The organism is Variovorax sp. P1_H2 (assembly GCF_056405295.1).
The window spans coordinates 30,193-47,785 of the sequence record NZ_JBFUCJ010000026.1 but is presented as its reverse complement, the minus strand read 5'-3'; the positions used below and the strand labels follow the sequence as shown (position 1 = coordinate 47,785).

15 protein-coding genes and 1 pseudogene are annotated in these 17,593 nt (G+C 66.9%); 9 read left to right on the top strand and 7 right to left on the bottom strand.

The annotated features are described in order from the left end of the window. Positions 1–75 precede the first annotated feature (75 nt). Both AC1D2E_RS11910 and AC1D2E_RS11905 read left to right on the top strand, forming a co-directional pair. Complete coding sequence (locus AC1D2E_RS11910) at positions 76–1,341, top strand: acyl-CoA dehydrogenase family protein (protein ID WP_478197596.1); 1,266 nt, start codon at positions 76–78, stop codon at positions 1,339–1,341. A 14-nt stretch (positions 1,342–1,355) separates the two neighbouring features. Continuing rightward, positions 1,356–1,901 carry a flavin reductase family protein gene (locus AC1D2E_RS11905; RefSeq protein WP_478197595.1) on the top strand — a complete coding sequence of 182 codons (546 nt, stop codon included), beginning with the start codon at positions 1,356–1,358 and terminating at the stop codon, positions 1,899–1,901. A gap of 62 nt (positions 1,902–1,963) precedes the next feature. On the opposite strand, the gene AC1D2E_RS11900 is transcribed toward AC1D2E_RS11905, so the two are convergent. Continuing rightward, on the bottom strand, positions 1,964–2,917 hold the full coding sequence (locus tag AC1D2E_RS11900; protein WP_478197594.1) for a fumarylacetoacetate hydrolase family protein: 954 nt from the start codon (positions 2,915–2,917) through the stop codon (positions 1,964–1,966). 4 nt (positions 2,918–2,921) lie between these two features. Continuing rightward, positions 2,922–3,682: pseudogene (locus AC1D2E_RS11895) on the bottom strand (Bug family tripartite tricarboxylate transporter substrate binding protein). Here AC1D2E_RS11895 and AC1D2E_RS11890 point away from each other — a divergent pair. From AC1D2E_RS11890 to AC1D2E_RS11865, 6 genes are all read left to right on the top strand, one after another. After that, positions 3,609–3,785 (top strand): hypothetical protein, encoded by a 177-nt coding sequence (locus AC1D2E_RS11890; protein WP_478197611.1) that lies wholly within the window; start codon positions 3,609–3,611, stop codon positions 3,783–3,785. The pseudogene AC1D2E_RS11895 and the gene AC1D2E_RS11890 sit on opposite strands and share 74 nt — an antisense overlap. A gap of 237 nt (positions 3,786–4,022) precedes the next feature. After that, on the top strand, positions 4,023–4,979 hold the full coding sequence (locus tag AC1D2E_RS11885; protein ID WP_478197593.1) for a LysR family transcriptional regulator: 957 nt from the start codon (positions 4,023–4,025) through the stop codon (positions 4,977–4,979). Between the two features lie 117 nt (positions 4,980–5,096). Continuing rightward, complete coding sequence (locus AC1D2E_RS11880) at positions 5,097–6,023, top strand: helix-turn-helix domain-containing protein (RefSeq protein ID WP_478197592.1); 927 nt, start codon at positions 5,097–5,099, stop codon at positions 6,021–6,023. A gap of 180 nt (positions 6,024–6,203) precedes the next feature. Continuing rightward, positions 6,204–7,187 carry a Bug family tripartite tricarboxylate transporter substrate binding protein gene (locus AC1D2E_RS11875; protein WP_478197591.1) on the top strand — a complete coding sequence of 328 codons (984 nt, stop codon included), beginning with the start codon at positions 6,204–6,206 and terminating at the stop codon, positions 7,185–7,187. 10 nt (positions 7,188–7,197) lie between these two features. Then, the gene (locus AC1D2E_RS11870; protein ID WP_478197590.1) at positions 7,198–9,279 is read left to right on the top strand and encodes an acetoacetate--CoA ligase; all 2,082 of its coding nucleotides are present in this window, start codon (positions 7,198–7,200) and stop codon (positions 9,277–9,279) included. Between the two features lie 168 nt (positions 9,280–9,447). After that, the gene (locus AC1D2E_RS11865) at positions 9,448–9,873 is read left to right on the top strand and encodes a YidH family protein (RefSeq protein WP_478197589.1); all 426 of its coding nucleotides are present in this window, start codon (positions 9,448–9,450) and stop codon (positions 9,871–9,873) included. Positions 9,874–9,905: 32 nt separating this feature from the next. On the opposite strand, the gene AC1D2E_RS11860 is transcribed toward AC1D2E_RS11865, so the two are convergent. From AC1D2E_RS11860 to AC1D2E_RS11840, 5 genes are all read right to left on the bottom strand, one after another. Continuing rightward, positions 9,906–10,274, bottom strand: coding sequence for a hypothetical protein (locus AC1D2E_RS11860; RefSeq protein ID WP_478197588.1), 369 nt, complete (start codon positions 10,272–10,274; stop codon positions 9,906–9,908). Positions 10,275–10,507: 233 nt separating this feature from the next. Next, the gene (locus tag AC1D2E_RS11855) at positions 10,508–10,921 is read right to left on the bottom strand and encodes a hypothetical protein (RefSeq protein WP_478197587.1); all 414 of its coding nucleotides are present in this window, start codon (positions 10,919–10,921) and stop codon (positions 10,508–10,510) included. Positions 10,922–11,193: 272 nt separating this feature from the next. Continuing rightward, positions 11,194–11,589, bottom strand: a complete 396-nt coding sequence (locus AC1D2E_RS11850) for a hypothetical protein (RefSeq protein WP_478197586.1) — start codon at positions 11,587–11,589, stop codon at positions 11,194–11,196. 153 nt (positions 11,590–11,742) lie between these two features. After that, the gene (locus AC1D2E_RS11845; protein ID WP_478197585.1) at positions 11,743–13,704 is read right to left on the bottom strand and encodes an alkyl/aryl-sulfatase; all 1,962 of its coding nucleotides are present in this window, start codon (positions 13,702–13,704) and stop codon (positions 11,743–11,745) included. Between the two features lie 39 nt (positions 13,705–13,743). Beyond that, positions 13,744–15,354 (bottom strand): GMC family oxidoreductase, encoded by a 1,611-nt coding sequence (locus tag AC1D2E_RS11840; RefSeq protein ID WP_478197584.1) that lies wholly within the window; start codon positions 15,352–15,354, stop codon positions 13,744–13,746. A gap of 359 nt (positions 15,355–15,713) precedes the next feature. Between AC1D2E_RS11840 and AC1D2E_RS11835 the strand changes: the two genes are divergently transcribed. Then, on the top strand, positions 15,714–17,537 hold the full coding sequence (locus AC1D2E_RS11835; protein ID WP_478197583.1) for an ATP-binding protein: 1,824 nt from the start codon (positions 15,714–15,716) through the stop codon (positions 17,535–17,537). Positions 17,538–17,593: the final 56 nt, after the last annotated feature.

Here is a 17,593-nt window from a genome sequence, read left to right as displayed (position 1 = left end):
AATTGCATTTGCAATTGTTATGAGATTCAATCGAGGCCTCTGGACTGAGATACACCCTACCTTTTGGAGACACTCGTGACCGACGCCGCAACCCTGTTCGCACAACTCAACCAGTTCGACCTTCCCACCGTGGGTCGGAAGTCGCCAGTCAAGGGCGCTCCGTCCATCGAGAAAATAGTTGCGTCCGCAAATGAACTGGTTCCAATGCTTCGCCTTCGGGCCCAACGGACCGAGCAGGACCGCCGGGTCTCCGATGAGACGACGCAAGCATTCCATGACGCAGGCTTCTTCAAGCTGATGCAGCCCGCGCGCTACGGCGGCTACGAATTCGGATTCACCGCCTTCATCGATGTGGTGAGCGAACTCGCTCGCGGCTGCACTTCGTCGTCCTGGGGCTGCTCCCTGGGCGCCATCCATCAGTGGCTGGTCGCGACATTCCCGGAGGAAGCCCAGGACGACGTGTGGCGCAAGGACCCCAGCGCGATCGTTTGCGGGTCCTATGCACCGGCAACGATGGCCGAGAAGGTCGAGGGCGGCTACCTGGTGCAGGGCAAGTGGCTCTTCGCCTCCAACGTGGACAACTCCCAGTGGGCGCTGCTCGGCGTTCAGTTCCCTCCGGAAGAAAAGGGCGCGCCGCCCAGCGCGGGCTTTCTTCTCGCGCCGCGCACCGACTGGGCGATCGAGGACAACTGGCACGTGGCTGGCCAGGCCGGGACGGGATCCAAGGCAGTCGTCATCGACAAGCCGACCTTTGTTCCGATACACCGCAAGCTGACTTTCGCGGAGGCGTCCTCGAACTGCCCGCCTGGCTCGAAGGTCAACGTGAACCCGATCTACCGCATCCCGTTCCTGTCCGCAGTCCCCGTGTGCCTCGTATCGCCGATTGTCGGAACAGCGCAAGGCGCCGTCGACGAGCTGATCGAGCTGGCCGGCTCGCGCGTCACCCGGGGAGCGGTGTCCGGCGGGGGAAACAGGCTGAGCGAGTTCTTCCCGGTGCAGTCTCGTCTGGCCGAAGCGTCGGCGAGCGTCGACGCGGCGCGGCTGCTCCTCTACCGCGATACCGCGCAGGTCGAGCAGATGGCGGCCGATGGCCGAATCATCAGCATCGAACAACGTATTCGCAACCGCCGCGACCATGCCTTCGCCGCACGGCTCTCGCGCGACGCCGTCGAAGCGGTGTTCGCCAGCGTAGGCGGCGCGGGCCTGGCGCTGAACCAACCGATTCAGCGCATGTGGCGCGACACGAACGCCATCTCGCGCCACATCAGTCTCAACTGGGACGCGGTCTCGTCGATGGTCGGGCAATACCTGCTCGGCCTCGAGCCGAAGGGCCAGTACTGAGCGGAGCATCGGCCATGTACTCCTGGGCTCTCATCACGGGCGATGCGGCCGACACGGTCGACGCCCGCCAATTGCGTCAGGCACTCGGCGCCTTCCCCACGGGCGTGTGCCTCGTCACGACAGCGGCGCCTGACGGCAAGCGCGAGGGAATGACCATCAATTCGTTCGCTTCGGTATCGCTGGATCCGCCATTGATTCTCTGGAGCATCCGCGACGACACCCGCAGCGCCGACGTATTCATTGCCGGGCGGTCCTTCAACCTCAGCGTGCTGACGGCAGACCAGCGCGATCTGGCCTGGCACTTCGCGAAGCCCGCCGCGGACAAGTTCGAGCGTTTCGCCGAAGCATTCGAGGTCGGCCCCAATGAATGCCCGCGGCTCGTCGAGAGCGTCGCGACCTTCGAATGCTCGACGTACTCGCGCCACCAGGAGGGAGATCACACGATCATCCTCGGCCGCGTCGAGCGCTTCTCGCGGACCGATACGCCGCCTTTGCTCTTCCATTCCGGGCAGATGGGATCGCTCTGGGAACTTGCGCAAACCCTGGCACGGCCCCGATAGCCCGCACCGGGCGTCCGGCAAGTGTCCGGGCGCTCAGGCAAGAGCCCAGCGATCGCCCTGGGTCAGACGATTCGGGTTTCGAGCGCGCCAAGACCCTGGATCCATACTTTCGTCACGTCGCCGCGCTTCAGAAAAGTGCCGGTTTCCATGCCGACACCCGCGGGGGTTCCGGTCAGGATCACATCGCCGGGATACAGGTCGGTGCACTCGCTCAAGTGAGCGATCTGCTCCGCGACGCTGTACAGGTGGTTGCGCGTGTTCGAGTCCTGGCGAAGCTCGCCGTTGACCCACAGCTTGATGTCGAGGTCCTCCGGCGAGCCGACGAACTCGGCCGGCGTGAACACCGGCCCGAGAGGACACGATCCGTTGAAGCACTTGTGCCCGATCCAGTCGTATCTGAACGGGGAGTTCGGCTCGGCCTTGTCGCGCACGAAGTTGTCGCGCGCCGACAGGTCGTTGGCGCACATGTAGCCGGCGACGTGATCGAGCGCCGACTCGACCGTCACGGCCGAAGCATGCCGGCCGATCACGACAGCCAGCTCCGCTTCCCAGTCCAGGCGCTGTGTACGGGCAGGAAACGGCACCTCACCGCGATGGCCCGAAAGATTGGCGGCGCCTGCCTTGAGGAAGTGCCACGGTGGGATGCCCTCGCTCTTGGGATCGAGCACCAGCGTCATGTGGAGGGCGCGGCTCATGGCCTCGACGTGGTCGCGGTAGTTCGCACCCGCCGCGTAGATGGCGCCTGGGCGCGCCAGCGGCGCGAGCACTGCGAGCTGCGCCGCATCGAGACTCGCATCGCCGAAGGCCGCCGCATCGGCGGCCACTGCGTTCGCCAGCCGCCGCAGTTCCGGCTGCGACTCCTCCCACCGCTGCAGCAAGGCGTCGACCGACGATCGGGCCAGCGCCTCTTGGCCGGTGCGGCCTGCCGCGCCCGCAAGATCCAGCCACGCTGTGCCGACCAGGATGCCGGCGCGCGGCGCCCTGCGCGGGCCATGGGTGAACAGTTGATACTTCAAGCGCCTACTCCTCGATGACGAAACCCGAGGCCTTCACGACGCCTGCCCAGCGTTGCAGGTCATCGCGCACGAGCGCGGACACGCGTTGCCTGGCCATGGGCGTCACGGCAATGCCGAACTTCGCGAAGCCTTCGGCGACCGCATCGGTCTTCAATGCCTCGTTGATGGACTTCTCCATTCCGGCGACGGCGGCTTCGGAAGTGCCCGCGGGCGCGAACACGGCGATCCAGCTCTGCACCACGACATCGCGATAGCCCGCTTCGCGCAGCGACGGCGCCTCGGGCAGGAAGCGCGAGCGCTCCGGGCCGGTCGTGGCCAGCACGCGAAGCTTGCCGCTCCCCAGGTGCGGCAACACTTCGGCCACCGGGTTGATGCTCGCGGGGACTTGGCCTCCGAGGAGGTCCTGCATCGCTTGCGTTCCCCCTTGTAGCCCACGTGCGTGAGCTCGACCTTCGCCGCCGCAGCCAGCATCACGCCGGTGAAATGCGGCGTCGATCCAGGCGCGGGTGAGGCGTACAGCGCCTGCTTCGGGTTCTGCCGGCACCATTGCAGGAATCCGCCGACGCTGGTCACCTCCTTGGGCACGGCCGGACCCACGCACAACGCAAACTCGGACACGCCGCACATCGCCACCGGCACGAAGTCCTTGAGCGGGTTGTAGGTCAGCTTGCTGTACAGGTGTGGAAAGACCGTGAGCGGAAAGTCCGGCGTGACCACGATCGTGTCGCCATCGTTCCTGGCGCGCGCCGCGGCATCGAGCGCCAGCCGCCCGCCCGCGCCGGCCCGGTTCTCGACGATCGCATCGAAGCCGTTCATCTGGCGCGACACCAGGCGCGCGATCACATCGGTGGCACCACCCGGGGGATAGCCGACATACACGTGCAACGGGTTGGCCGCGAAGGTCGGCAGCGCGCCGCACGCCGCGACAGCGCCTGCGCATTGCAGGAGCATCCGGCGTTGATGTTGAAACGTCCTCGGCGTGCGAAGCTGGGCCGGTCGAGTCATGGTTGTCTCCTTGTTGGAAAGTGATTCTGAGGTGCACCACGTGAACAATCCATACCGATAGGATGATTCATTGGTATAGATGCGGCTTATACTTTTCGCGATGAAGGACCTGAACCTGCTCTATGTGTTCGAGGCCATGTGGCGCGACCGCTCCGTGACGGTGGCGGCCGAGCGGCTCGCATTGACGCAGGCGGCCGTCAGCGCCTCGCTGAAGCGAATTCGCGAGGAGTACGACGACAAGATGTTCACGCTCGTGGGCCGCCGCATGGAGCCGACGCCGTTGGCCGTGGAACTGGCGCCGCAACTGCTCGACGCGCTGGCCATGGTGCGCAAGACGCGGGCCGAACGCGGACGCTTCGACCCATCGACCGCGCGTCGCATGTTCACGGTCAGAACTCGCGACATCGGCGAGGCGGTGTGCTTTCCTCGCATCCTTGCCGCGCTCGGGCAATCGGCACCGGGACTGCGCCTGCGCACGCTGTTTCGCCCGATTCCGGAAACCCTGAGCGCCATGGCAGCGGGGCAGATCGACTTCGCGCTCGGTTTCCTGCCCTCGCTCGAGACCGGCATCCACAGCCGCTTGCTATTCAGGCAGCACTACGTGTGCGTGATGCGGGAGGGCCATCCGCTCGCCGGCGCCAGGCTCACGGCAAAGCGATTCGCCGAGAGCGAACACCTGCTGGTCGAGTATTCAGGCAGCGGGCACGTGGTCCTCGAGCGCGCGCTCATCGAAGCCGGTGCGCGCAACCGCATCAAGGTGCGGCTGCCGCAGTACCTGGCTGCGCCCCACTTCGTGGTCGGCTCCGACCTCCTCTGGTCCGCGCCCGCGATGCTGGCCGAGACGCTCAGCGCCCACTTCCGGCTCGTGACCAAGCCGCACCCGCTGTCGCTGCCCGATTTCGAGGTCGCCCTGTACTGGCACGACCGCTACCACCGCGATCCCGCCAACAAGTGGCTGCGTGATTTCATTGTCCAGCAGCTTCTCGCGGATGACGGCATCGCGGGAAGTTCGCACGGTGGAGAGGCTCCACCGAGGTCTCGACCTCGGGCCCCATGACCCGCTACGCCGGCGGCCAGGGTCGTGCTCAGGGTTCACAGCTTCCTGTGCGCAGGTGCCGTCGTGGCGAGCTACGATGCCGGGGCGCGAGAACCCGCACACACTGCCTCTTCCCACATGCAGCTGACTTCCCCGACTGCGACCCATTCCGGCCTGGACCGGGAATTCGATGCCGATCGCTGGCACGCGCTGGCGTCCGGGACGACGGACGAGCCTTGGCACACCTTGCCCGGACACGTGCACCGCTCGAGCATCGGTCGGCCCTGGAGCGGCCTCGTCGTGTGGCACCAGGTCGGCCCGCTGGGAGACGTCTACGTTCCACCGGTAAGTGCCCACACCATCCTTCTGCGCCGGTCCACACCCACCGGACTGTTCCAGCGCCAGGGAAACGCAGTTGCGCAGACACGCTGGCAGCCGGGCGAGGCGGTGGTCGTGCCGGCGGGGCTGCCCAGCTTCTGGCGCAGCACCGCCAGGCGCGACAACATCATCATCAACCTCGCGCCCGCGTGGCTGCAGCGGGCCGCGGGCGGCGACGTCCAGCTGGAGAGCTGCTTCGGCCGCAGCGACCCGGTGCTGGCCGGGTTCGCTCAAGTGCTGCTCGGCTCCCTCGACAACAATATCTCCCTGCATCCGGCCTTCGGCGAGAACCTTGCACTGGCCCTTGCGTTGCACCTGCTGGAGAACTACGCCAGCCACGCGCTGCTGCAGAGTTCGCACGCGTCTCTTTCGAAGCGGCAGATGACGCGGCTTGCCGAGGCGGTGGCGGCCGCCCTGCATGAACGCTGGCCGGTGGCCCGGCTGGCCGAACTGGTGGGGCTGAGCCCGTTCCATTTCTCGCGCACATTCAAGGTGTCCTTTGGTACCACGCCGCACGCGTGGTTGAACCTGCAGCGGATGGAGGCGGCCGCCCGTTTGGTGCACGGATCGCGGATGCCGCTGGCGGACGTTGCCCAGGCGACCGGCTATCCGTCGGCTGCGCACTTCAGCCAGGCCTTCCACCGCCATTGGGGCGTAACGCCCTCCGCCTACCGGCGCTCGACTTAGGGTCTGTTCGCACTATTTCCGGGGCCTTCCCTGCGGGTTGCCCGAGAGATCAGGTCTTACCCTAGGCTGCGCAGGATTACGCAAGCAGCCGCAAGGACACGACAGCGGCGGCGCGGTCATGCGGCAAAGTCGCGGCGACTCTCAGCCAGTCCCCGAAACACCTACGACGGAGATCCGCACATGACCACACGCCGCCAATTCGCCACCCAACTGGCCGCCCTCGCTGCGCTGGGTGCTGCCAGCATGCACCGTGTCGCCCACGGTCAGCAACCTGAGCTCGCTCGCGTGCTGGTGGGCTTTCCGCCCGGAGGCAGCACCGACAACGTGGCACGCCGCCTGGCCGAAAAGCTTCGCGGCACTTACGCGGCGAACGTGCTCGTCGAGAACAAGCCGGGCGCGGGGGCTCAGATTGCCGTGACGGCGGCCAAGGAGGCCGCGCCGGACGGCGCCACCCTGCTGCTGTCCCCTCCTGCACCGTTCACCGTCTATCCCCATACCTATCGGAAGCTTCCCTACACGCCGGAGGACGTCCAGGCCGTGTCCATGGTCTGCACCTTCCCGTTCGCCTTCGCCATCGGCCCGGCGGTGCCGGAGAGCGTGCGCAACATCCCGGACTTCGTGGCCTGGGTGAAGGCCAATCCGGGCAAGGGCTCGTTCGGGTCGCCGGCATCGGGCTCCACGCCGCACCTGATGGGCAGCCTCCTGGGCCAGTTGGCGGGCGTCGAACTGACCCACGTGGGCTATCGCGGCGATGGCCCCGGGCTGCAGGACCTGATGGGCGGCCAGCTCCCGGCCTACGCCACCGTGCTGGGCAGCTACCTGCCACAGATGAAGTCGGGACGCCTGCGCCTCCTGGCCGTCTCCGGACCGACGCGCAGCGCCTTCGCGCCGGACATCCCGACGTTCCGCGAGCAAGGCCATGCCCTGGACATGACCGAGTGGTTCGGCGTGTTCGTGCCGGCGCGCACGCCTGCAGCCGCGGCGCAGCGCGCGGGGGATGCGGTGCGTGCGGCTGTACTGCAGCCCGACTTCGTGCGCGGACTGGCCGAGTTTGGGATGACGGCCCAGGGTTCCACCGCGCAGGAACTCGCCCAGCGCGTGCGCGCCGAGAACGCGCAATGGCGGGACAACGTGAAGCGGATCGGCTTCACTGCCGAATCCTGAGAGGGACCGCATGCAGTCAACCGACATCTCCACGCACGACGTGAACGCATCCATCGCGACAGACACGCCCCTCTGGCGGCCCAGCCCGGAACGCAAGGCACAGGCCCTCGTCACTGCCTTCGAAGGCTGGCTCCAACGTGAACGCGGCTTGCTGTTCGATGGCTACGAGGACCTCTGGCGCTGGTCGGTCGACGAACCGGAAGCGTTCTGGAGCGCCATCCTCGGCTTCTTCGACTTGCCCATGACCGCTCCCCCTGTCCGCATGCTGGACGGTGACATGCCGCGGGCGCGCTGGTTCGAGGGTGCGCGCCTCAATTTCGTGGATCAGGCGTTGCGCCACACCGGGCTCGCCACGCCGGCCATCGTGTACGAGAGCGAGGCCGGCGGCACGGGCGAAGTTCCCTGGGAGACGCTGCGGCACCAGGTGGGCGCGGTGGCGTCTGCCCTGCGCGGGCTCGGCGTACAGCCGGGCGACCGCGTGGCCGGCTATCTGCCCAACATTCCGCAGGCCGTGGTGGCTTTCCTCGCGGCGGCCAGCCTGGGCGCGGTTTGGTCTCTCTGCGCGCCCGACATGGGGCCGGTGAGCGTCGGCGACCGCTTCACCCAGATCGCGCCGAAGGTGCTGGTCGCGGCGGACGGCTACCGGTTCGCCGGAAAGCCGTTCGACCGCCGCGCCGCCCTGGGCGAGATCCTGGACCAACTGCCCTCGGTCACCGGCGTGTTGTGGGTGCCGCACCTCGACCCCTTCGCGGTGCCGCCGGCGCAGGCTGCGATCCGCAGTGTGGTGACCTGGACCGACGCGATCGCGGCCGAAGCGCCCCTGCGGTCCGAAGCCCTGCCGGCCGATCATCCGCTGTGGATCCTGTACTCCTCGGGCACCACCGGACTGCCCAAACCCATCGTGCACGGCCACGCAGGCGTGCTGGCGAACGGCATGGTCAACATGGTGCTGCACAACGACCTCCACCCCGGCGTGCGCGTGCTGTGGGCGGTGAACACCTCCTGGATGGTGTGGAACGCCCACGTGATGGGCCTGCTGGGTGGCGCCACCCTGGTGCTCTACGACGGATGCGTCACTGGCGCCGGTCCGGAGCCCGACTGGGGGCACCTATGGAAGCTCGCGGGTCGACATCGCGTGAATGTCTTCGGCGTCGGCGCGGCCATCCACCATGCGTTCCTGAAGGCCGGCATCGTTCCGAGCGAGCTGGCCGATCTGTCCACCCTGCACACGGTGTGCTCCACGGGTTCCCCACTGTCGCCCGAGGCGTACCGCTGGCTGTATGAAACGGTCAAGGAGGATCTATGGCTCAACATCGTGTCGGGCGGTACCGACATCACAGGGGGATTCGTGGTCGGCCTGCCGACCTTGCCGGTGCGAATGGGGGAGATGCAATGCCGCGTGCTCGGCACGCACGTCGAGGCCTGGAGCGATGACCGGCGACCGTTGCAGGACGAGGTTGGCGAACTGGTGTGTGTGCGGCCGATCCCCTCCATGCCGCTGTACTTCTGGGGCGACGAGGACGGTAGCCGCTATCGCGAGAGCTACTTCGACACCTTCCGGGACGCGGCCGGCCAGCCGGTCTGGCGGCAAGGCGACTGGCTGCGGCTGGTGCCGCGTCCGGAGGCAGTGGGCGGGATCATCTACGGCCGCTCCGACGCCACCATCAATCGCCAGGGGGTACGAATGGGCACAGCGGAGTTCTATCGCGTCGTCGAGGCGCTGAAAGAGGTGGTGGACAGCCTCGTTGTGGACCTCGAGTACCTGGGACGGCCCTCGTATCTGGGTCTGTTCGTGCAACTGCGCCCCGGCCTCGTGCTGGACGAAGCGCTGCGCCACCGCATCCGGCAGGGGCTGCGCAGCAGCCTGTCCGCCCGGCACGTGCCCGACGAGATCCTGCAGGTCGACGCCATTCCGAAGACCATCACTGGCAAGAAGCTCGAGTTGCCTGTGAAGAAGCTGATGCTGGGGCATGCGTTGGAGAAGGTCGTCAAGCGGGACGCGCTGGCGAAACCTGAGAGCATCGACTGGTTCGTGTCGTTCGCAGAAAGCCACCTCCGGCGCTTGCAGGCCGCGCCTGGCCTCAGCCCTTGAAGACGACCCGAGGCCGGCCAAGGCGCGAGGCGCGCAACCGCCAGGCCCATACGTACGTGGCATTTAGGTGGACAAAGCACTGGCGTTCGGCCTTCGGCGTCCGCACAATTCCTTCGATACACGGACGCGACCACGCATGGGAACCATATGCCAGCACCTCCAACTTCATTGACGCCGATTCCGGGTCCTGAACCGTCCGAGCCGCCACCATCGTCATCCAGCGCGTCGGCCCGACTGAACACCGAGCTGGCCATCGAGCGCACCCTCATGGCTGCCGATCGATCCTTGATGGCATGGGTGAGGACCGCCCTTTCCATGATCAGTTTCGGATTCACCATCTACAAGGTGCTCGAGGCCATGCAGCAGCAAGGGGGAATCGTGGCAGCAAGCCAGTCGCCGCGCAACATGGGCCTCTTCCTGACAGGCCTGGGCACCATGGCCATGGTCATGGGCACGATCGAGTACTGGCTTCGGCTGAAGGCCATGCGACGAGAAATGAACTTTCGTCTGATGCAGCCCTCGTTCGTCATGGCGTTGATCATGTCCGCGACGGGCCTGGGCATCTTTGCGGGAATCACCTTCAGGCTGCTTTGAGCACGACCGGTGCCGCGGCTGGACGACCCGAGTCATTTCGGATCCGAACGCACGCGACGCACCGCAGCACGCAGTTCGCGCACGCTGACCGGCCGCTCCAGAAAATCTGTCGCCTCCAGTCGCGCGATGTCGACGGCGGTACGAAACGCAGAGTGCGGACCCAGGACGATCACGGGCAGTGCCACGCCCCGGTGCCTCAACTCACGCACCAGTCTGAGCGTTGCGGCCTCGTCGACATCGGCCGACGCAATCAGGCACTGACCCGAACCACTGGGCGGTCGGGCAAGAATGGCTTCGCCGTCGTCCACGAATACCACCGTATCGGTGATCCGTCCGAGTGCCGATTCGAACCACGCGCGCTCATCCTTCTTGAATCCGACGACGTAGACGGTGGTGGACATGGCTTCGGCGTCTCCCGAGGCATTGAAGGTTCCGGTTCCAGGCAGTGGCCGGCTTCTTCACCTGCGCCGAACCGGTCATCCATGGTGAGGCCATCCAGGCGATGCGACCATCCCGGCGAGCACGCAGCACCACGTACGTAGGCGCACGAGAATGTCGCGCGACGCGGTCGAGGCCAACGCCCGACCACGGCGCGCAGGCAGCCCGGCACTCCTCACGCGCCATCAGCCTGTTGCTAGCGACGGAATCCGATGAAGGCGGGCCCGCCCCAGCCGCCCCAGGCGCCCCAATCCATGGCATTCATCTCGTTCATCTGGGCCGCCTCGAGATTGTTGTTGCTGAGTTGCTTCGCAACGCGCAGCCGCTGATAGTCCTGGTACTGGGGCAGGCCGCCGACATAGGCGAGATTGTTCATCGAATCCGGCAGGACGTAGTAGGTGGTGCCCTGGTAGGTGACGGGCGAAACCTTGTCCTTGGGAAGCTTCGCCAGAATGGCTTGCTGGTCCGGTTTCGAAGGCGTGATGACCTTGAAGCCAGCGGCAATGGCCAGGTTGTCATTGCTGAGCGCGCTGCTCGTGGCGCAGCCGGCGACCAGCGCGAACGAGGCCGCGGCAGCCAGGCATTTCAAAGCTTCGAATCGTTGGCTCATGGTCGTTCACCCCGAGAGATTGTTGGCGGAAAGCGATGATGGACTCCGAGCACGCCCCCGGGGTATCCGGGCGGCCACCGACACCACGTACGTGGAGCAGACGACCCGCCTATTTGCCCCTCAGCTCGATCTCGGGGTTCTCGCCGGTGTGGAGGGCCCCAGGGGCCTGCTCGATCATGAGATCGTCGGTCTGGCGGCCCGAAGGGGTCAATCCCGGCGGCCACGCAATCCACGTACGTGCAGGCGCCGCACGAGCGCGTACGTGGCGCCCGTCACTTGCGAGTCTTCCAGCGCAGCACCTGATTGATCAGGCTGCGAACGACGAGATACGGAATCACCGCCAGGACGGCGGCCACCATGATGGCCTCACCGGGATACACCCAGCGCAGCACGCTGAACTGGTAGATCGCATCGATGACGATCGCCAGCACAAACACCTTTCCCACGTGCTGCCAGCCTTCCTTCAGCAGAGCCCTTCGCTGCGCCGAATCGGTCGCCAGGGCCCAGAGGTAGAGCGGACGCCCGTCGCGCGCATCCTGCCGGCCGGCCCGGAACGCGAAGAAGGCCGCCATCAGCGGCTGAACCACGAAGCGAAACGCGAGCGGCGCGTGCCTGCCGCTCGTGATATCGGTCCAGGTCCGGACGAAGGCGTCGACGATGAAATCCATGGCTTGAGGCCCCGTGGCGCCGTGTGGGGCCACGGGCTCTCCCTGCATTCTGGAAGCCGCCATGGCCCGGGGCAATCCCGGCGGCCACGCAGCACCACGTACGTGGCGCGCCGGCCCCGGGGCCTCGCCCCTCGGTGCCGCGGCCGTCGCGGCTCAGCGCGTCACGATCGGGAAGGTGCCCGGTGCCTTGTCGATCAGGGACAGGAAGCGCACGAGCTCGATCTTGCTGCCGTCGACCGACAGCTGGTCGGACAACAGCGTGTCCTTCACGCCCGCGGTACCCGCCATCATCTTCACGAAGATCGRCTTGGTCAGCGTCAGCGTCGCGTTGGCGTCGGCGGCCGGCGCGGCCTTGCGGTGGTGCAGCACCGCGTTCTCGAGCCAGAGCTGGAAGCTCTCGCCGGTGTCGCTGAAGACGAGGTTGATCTTCGTGTTCTTGCCCTCGGCGGCGGGGCCGTCCAGGCCGGCCGCCATGGCCTCGAGGAAGCGCTCGACCGGCGTATGCGTCAGCATGTCGATGAAGCCCGAGCGATCGACACCCTTCTTGGGCGGCCCCTGGCGCAGTTCCGCCGCCGCGCTCAGGTAGCTGTTGYGCCAGGTGGAGGCCTCGGCCACATAGCCGAGCTGCTCGTAGGTGCGCGCCAGCAGCTCGCGTGCGGCGTTGTTGCCGCTGTCGGCGAACACCACGTGGCTGAGCAGTTCGGCCGCCCACCGGTAGTCTCCCTTGTCGAAGGCGGCCTGCGCCGCCTGCATGGCGCGATCGGCGCCGCCGGCCAGCGCCACATAACGCTTGGCCGATTCCTGCGGCGGCAGCGGATCGAGGTTCGCCGGGTTGCCGTCGTAGGCGCCGAGATAGAACTGGTACACCGCCTTGACGTTGTGGCGCAGGTCGCCGTAGTAGCCGCGCGCGCCGAAGTGCGTCTGCAGCGATTTCGGCAGCTTGACCCGGTCGGCGATCTCCCGCGGCGTCAGCCCGGCGTTGATCAGGCGCACCGTCTGGTCGTGCGTGTACTTGTAGACGTCGCGATGCTTGGTGATGAAGTCGACGATGCGCTGGTTGCCCCAGATCGGCCAGTTGTGCTGGCCGAAATAGACCTCGGCGCCGTCGAGCTGGTCGAGCGCCTGCTGCATGTAGTCGGCCCATTTCAGCGCATCGCGCACCTTGGCGCCGCGCACCGGCAGCAGGTTGTGCATGGTCTGCGCCAGGTTCTCCGCGCCGCCATAGGCCTTCAGCGCCGGAATCGAGAAGGTCATCTCCGCCGGCGCCTCGGCACCCGGCACGTTGTGGAAGACGAAGCGCACGCCGTCGAGCGTCATCTCCTCGGTCGGCTGCGTGACCAGGACGGTCGGCGGCAGGATGCCGAAGGTGCCATAGCCTACCGCCTTGCCGAGGCCGGTGTCGACCAGCCCCTTGGGCGACCGTTCGAGTTCCTTGCCGAACTGGTAGAACGAGCGCCGGCCCATGGCGGTGCCGACCATCACGTTCTCGCTGGTCGCCTCCTCCATGAACCCTGTCGAGGCGACGATCGGCACCTTGCGAGCCGCTGCCTCTTCGGGCGAGATCACGCCCAGCGCACCGCCGAAATGGTCGATGTGGCTGTGCGAGAAGACCACCGCGCTGACCGGCTTGTCGCCCAGATGCTTGCGCGCGAAGGCCAGCGCCGCGGCGGCGGTCTCCTTGGCGGTCAGCGCGTCGATGACGATCCATCCGGTCTTGCCTTCGACCAGCGTCATGTTGCCGACGTCGAAGCCGCGCAGCTGGTAGAGGCCGTCGGTCACCTTGAACAGCCCGATCTGCGCGTTCAGCTGGGCATGGCGCCACAGGCTCGGGTTGACGGTCGGCGGCGCAGCGCCATCGACGAACTTGAAGGCATCGAAGTCGATCAGCACGCGGCCATCGGGGCCCATGATCTTGCCTTCGGGACGCGCGATCAGGCCACGCTGGGCGTCTTCGAACGCCTGCCGATCGCCGAGCGGCAGGATTTCCTCGAACACCGCGTTGGCCGCGACGGTCGGGGCCGTCGCATCGCCGGTGGGCGCGGCGTTGCGTTGGCCGCAGGCGCCCAGGGCGAGGATGAGCGCCGCCGCGAGCGGCGCCTTGAGAAATGGCTTCATGGGAGAGTCTCCGGTTGTCTTGTGTCTGTGTGCTGTCTGTCAGTGCGGATGCGCATTCGCAGCATCGGCGCGGATCATCTCGGCGGCCTTCTCGCCGATCATGAGGGTCGGCGCATTGGTGTTGCCGCCGACGATCGTCGGCATGATCGAGGCGTCGGCGACGCGCAGGCCGGCGACGCCGCGCACGCACAGCCGCGCGTCGACCACGGCCTGATCGTCCGAACCCATCCTGCAGGTGCCGACCGGGTGGTACTGGGTGTCGGCCCGGGCCCGGATATCGGCGACCAGCGCCTTCGTGTCGTTGGCGGCAACCGGGTACAGCATCGCGCCGCGGATGCCATCGAAGGGGGCCGATTCGACAATGCGCTGCTGTGCCTGCGCGCCCTTGACCAGCAGCGCCAGGTCGCGCTCATCCTCGAGAAAACGCGGGTCGATGCGCGGCGCGTGACGCGGATCAAGGCTCGCCAGCTCGACGCTGCCCCGGCTGTGCGGCCGCAGCACGTCGACGTGGCAGGAGATGCCATGCCCAAGGTGCTGCTTGCGCGCATGGTCGTCGACGATGCCCATCACGAACACCAGTTGCAGGTCGGGGACCTCGACCTCGGGGGAGGACCGCAGGAATGCGCCCGACTCGGCGATCGAGCTCGTGATGCGGCCGGTGCGCTTGCGTTTCCATTCGAGCATCGCCGCGCCGAGCTGAAGGCCGCCGCGCAACGAAACGCCGAAGGTGCGACTGTCGCTGCGGGTGCGCCACGTCTGCACGTAGTCGATGTGGTCCTGCAGGTTGCGCCCGACGCCGGGCAGATCGCGCTGCACCGGAATCCCCATCTGCTGCAGGTGGCCCCCGGGACCGATGCCCGACAGCATCAACAATTGCGGTGAACCGAACGCGCCGGCGCTGACGATGACTTCGCGCCGCGCCCTCAGCTGCTGCGTCGCGCCGTCGTGCAGGTACTCGACGCCCACGGCCCGGCCCGACTCGAGCACGATGCGCGAGGCCACGGCGCGGGTCACGACATGCAGGTTGGGCCGCGCAAGATGCGGGGTCAGATAGGCCTTCGCGGCACTGCAGCGCTCCCCATTGCGCTGGGTCACCTGGTACATGAAGGCGCCGAACGGGTCCGGGACGTTGTAGTCGGCRATCGTCGGCAACCCTTGCAGTGCCGCAGCTTCGAGGAAGGCCTTGTTGATCGGACTTGGGCACTGCAGCGCCGCCACGTTCAGCGGGCCCCCCTGGCCGTGCCAGGGCGTGCCGCCGAACTGCTCGTTGTGCTCGGCCTTGCGGAAGAGGGGCAGCACCTCGTCGTAGGCCCAGCCCGCATTGCCGAGGCCGGCCCAGTGGTCATAGTCATGGCGATGCCCGCGCACGTAGAGCATGGCATTGATCGAGCTGCTGCCACCCAGCGTCTTGCCGCGCGGCTGGTAGCCGCGGCGGCCACCCAGGCCCGGCTGCGGCACGGTCTCGTAGGCGTAGTTGTTGATGCGCGTGGGCACCATCGCCACGACGCCGGCCGGCGCGTGGATCAGGACGCTCTTGTCCGGCCCCCCCGTTTCCAGCAAGGCGACCGAAACGCCCGGATCCTCGCTCAGGCGCGAAGCGATCACACATCCGGCCGATCCGGCCCCCACCACCACGTAGTCGAATTCCATCGTTGTCTCTCTTTGTTTGTGCCCGCGGACCTGAAGAATGCCGAAAGGAGATACCTCCGTCCAATGCATATTGAGGAAGCTTTCGTTGCATGGAGTGCATAGTGAACCTGCGGCAACTCAGTCGGGCTTTTCCGCTGGCGGTCGAATGCGACTGAGGATTGGCGCGGTCCGTCGCCGTTGCCGGCAGCGCTCGCCATAGCCCGAAAGCCGGATTGACGGCGCGCAATCGATGTGAGGATGATGCGGACAGGGCGAGAGTTCCCGCCGTGGCTGTTCCGCGACAGCGGGTGGCACGGAGGAATGTTCAACCACGCAACAAAAAAACGCGGTGAAGAATCTTGCGGGATAGTCCCTGCGCATTGCCGACGCCATTCCACAGGTCTCGCTCTCCTCGCGACCTGCAGGAGCTGCTGCGCTTCGAACGCCTGCTGTCGGACCTGTCGGCCATCTTCATCGCCGTGCCCGTGCGCGACATCGACCGCGCCATCGAGGAAAGCCTCGCGCGCATCGTGAAGGCCCTGGACATCGATCGGTCGACGCTGGCGCGCGTGTTCACGCTGACGGGCAGCGCCCAGGTCACGCATTCGTACGCCATCGACGGCATCGCGCCGGCGCAACAATTGCTCGCCGCGCGCGATTCGAATCCGTGGGCTCTTTCGATGGCGATCGCGAACAGGCCGGTCGCGTTTTCCCGGCTCGACGACCTGCCCGCGGAGGCCAGCGTCGACAAGGAGAGCTGGCGTCGGATCGGCCTGAAATCACACGTCATGATGCCGATCAGGGTGGCGGGGCATCTTCACGGCGCCCTGATCTTCGGCTCCCTTCGGTTCGAGCGCGAATGGTCGGAAGAACTCCTCGGCCGGATGCGTCTGCTGGCGGAAATTTTCGGCAGCGCCCTCGCACGCAAGCGCACCCAGGAGGAACTCGAGCTCGCGATCGGCTTCGAGCGGCTGGCCAGCAGCATCCTGGCTTCCCTGGTGATAGCCAAACCGGACGCGCAAGGCGAAGCCATCTCGCGCGGATTGCGCGAGATCGGCGAATTCGTGGGCGCCGAGCGGGTCGCCCTCTGGCAGGGATTCGGCAGCAACGCGCGCTACGACCCGACGCGGCATTGGCATGCGGATGGTTTCGCGGCACCGCCGGGCACGCGCGGAACGGGCTACTTGCCGTGGCTGAGCAGCCGCGTGGCTGCCGGCCACGTGGTCCGGCTGTCCTGTCTCGACGAGCTTCCATCCTCGGCGCAGCTGGACGGCGACACATTGAAGGCACTGGGTATCCGCTCGTTGCTCGTGGTGCCGGTCGCGGGAGAAACGTCGAGCGCGCTCTCGATCGCAACGGTCCGGCGTGAACACGCATGGCCGGACACATTGCTCCCCGGTGTTCAGCTGCTCGCCGAGGTGTTCGGCAGCCTGCACGCGCGCGAGGCTGCCGAGCGCCGCCAGCTTGCCGCGGAAGTCGAGGCGGCGCACTGGCGCGAGCGGCTGGCGCATCTGGTGCGGGTCCACACGGCCGGCGAAATGTCGGTCGCACTGGCCCACGAGATCACCCAGCCGCTCGGCGCGATCGAGAATTACGCGCTCGCGGCGCGGCACCGCGCGACCGAACCGGCGCCCGACATGTCGAGGGTCACGGAACTGATCGACAAGGTCATCGGCCAGTCCACGCGCGCCGGCGACGTCGTGACGCGCATGCGCAGCATGACGCAGCGACACGAGCTGGACCCCAAGCCGATCCGCATCGAGCAGGCGGTGCGCCAATGCGTCGGCATGGTGAAGATGGACTGCGATCTTCGCGACATCCGCATCGCGTTGCCGCCCACAAGCCCTCTGTCCGAGGTGGTCGTCGACGAGATCCATGTGCAGCAAGTGGTCCTGAACCTGCTGCGCAATGCGATGGAAGCGATCGAGCTCGCGCCCCCGGACGGTCCCAGGGAGATCGCCATCGCGATCCGGCCCGGCGAGCGCGACGAGGTGCGGGTGGACATCGCCGACCGCGGCGTCGGCATCGCCGAAGGCGACCTGGAGCGTGTCTTCGAATCCTTCTACTCGACCAAGTCGAGCGGCCTTGGCGTGGGACTCGCGATCTGCCGCAAACTGATCGAGGCCCATGGCGGCAAGCTCTGGGCCTCGCACAATCCCGGCGGCGGGGCCTTGTTCAGCTTCACGCTTCCACGGCTCCCATAGACTCGCGCCATGAGTTTCCGAGCAAGGTCATCGCCAAGGAGCTCGCGATCCGAATA

Coding starts and splice junctions, on each gene's coding strand:
- AC1D2E_RS11905 (WP_478197595.1), top strand. CDS start 1,356: ATGTACTCCTGGGCTCTCATCACGGGCGATGCGGCCGACACGGTCGAC.
- AC1D2E_RS11885 (WP_478197593.1), top strand. CDS start 4,023: ATGAAGGACCTGAACCTGCTCTATGTGTTCGAGGCCATGTGGCGCGAC.
- AC1D2E_RS11880 (WP_478197592.1), top strand. CDS start 5,097: ATGCAGCTGACTTCCCCGACTGCGACCCATTCCGGCCTGGACCGGGAA.
- AC1D2E_RS11875 (WP_478197591.1), top strand. CDS start 6,204: ATGACCACACGCCGCCAATTCGCCACCCAACTGGCCGCCCTCGCTGCG.
- AC1D2E_RS11870 (WP_478197590.1), top strand. CDS start 7,198: ATGCAGTCAACCGACATCTCCACGCACGACGTGAACGCATCCATCGCG.
- AC1D2E_RS11860 (WP_478197588.1), bottom strand. CDS start 10,274: ATGTCCACCACCGTCTACGTCGTCGGATTCAAGAAGGATGAGCGCGCG.
- AC1D2E_RS11855 (WP_478197587.1), bottom strand. CDS start 10,921: ATGAGCCAACGATTCGAAGCTTTGAAATGCCTGGCTGCCGCGGCCTCG.
- AC1D2E_RS11850 (WP_478197586.1), bottom strand. CDS start 11,589: ATGGATTTCATCGTCGACGCCTTCGTCCGGACCTGGACCGATATCACG.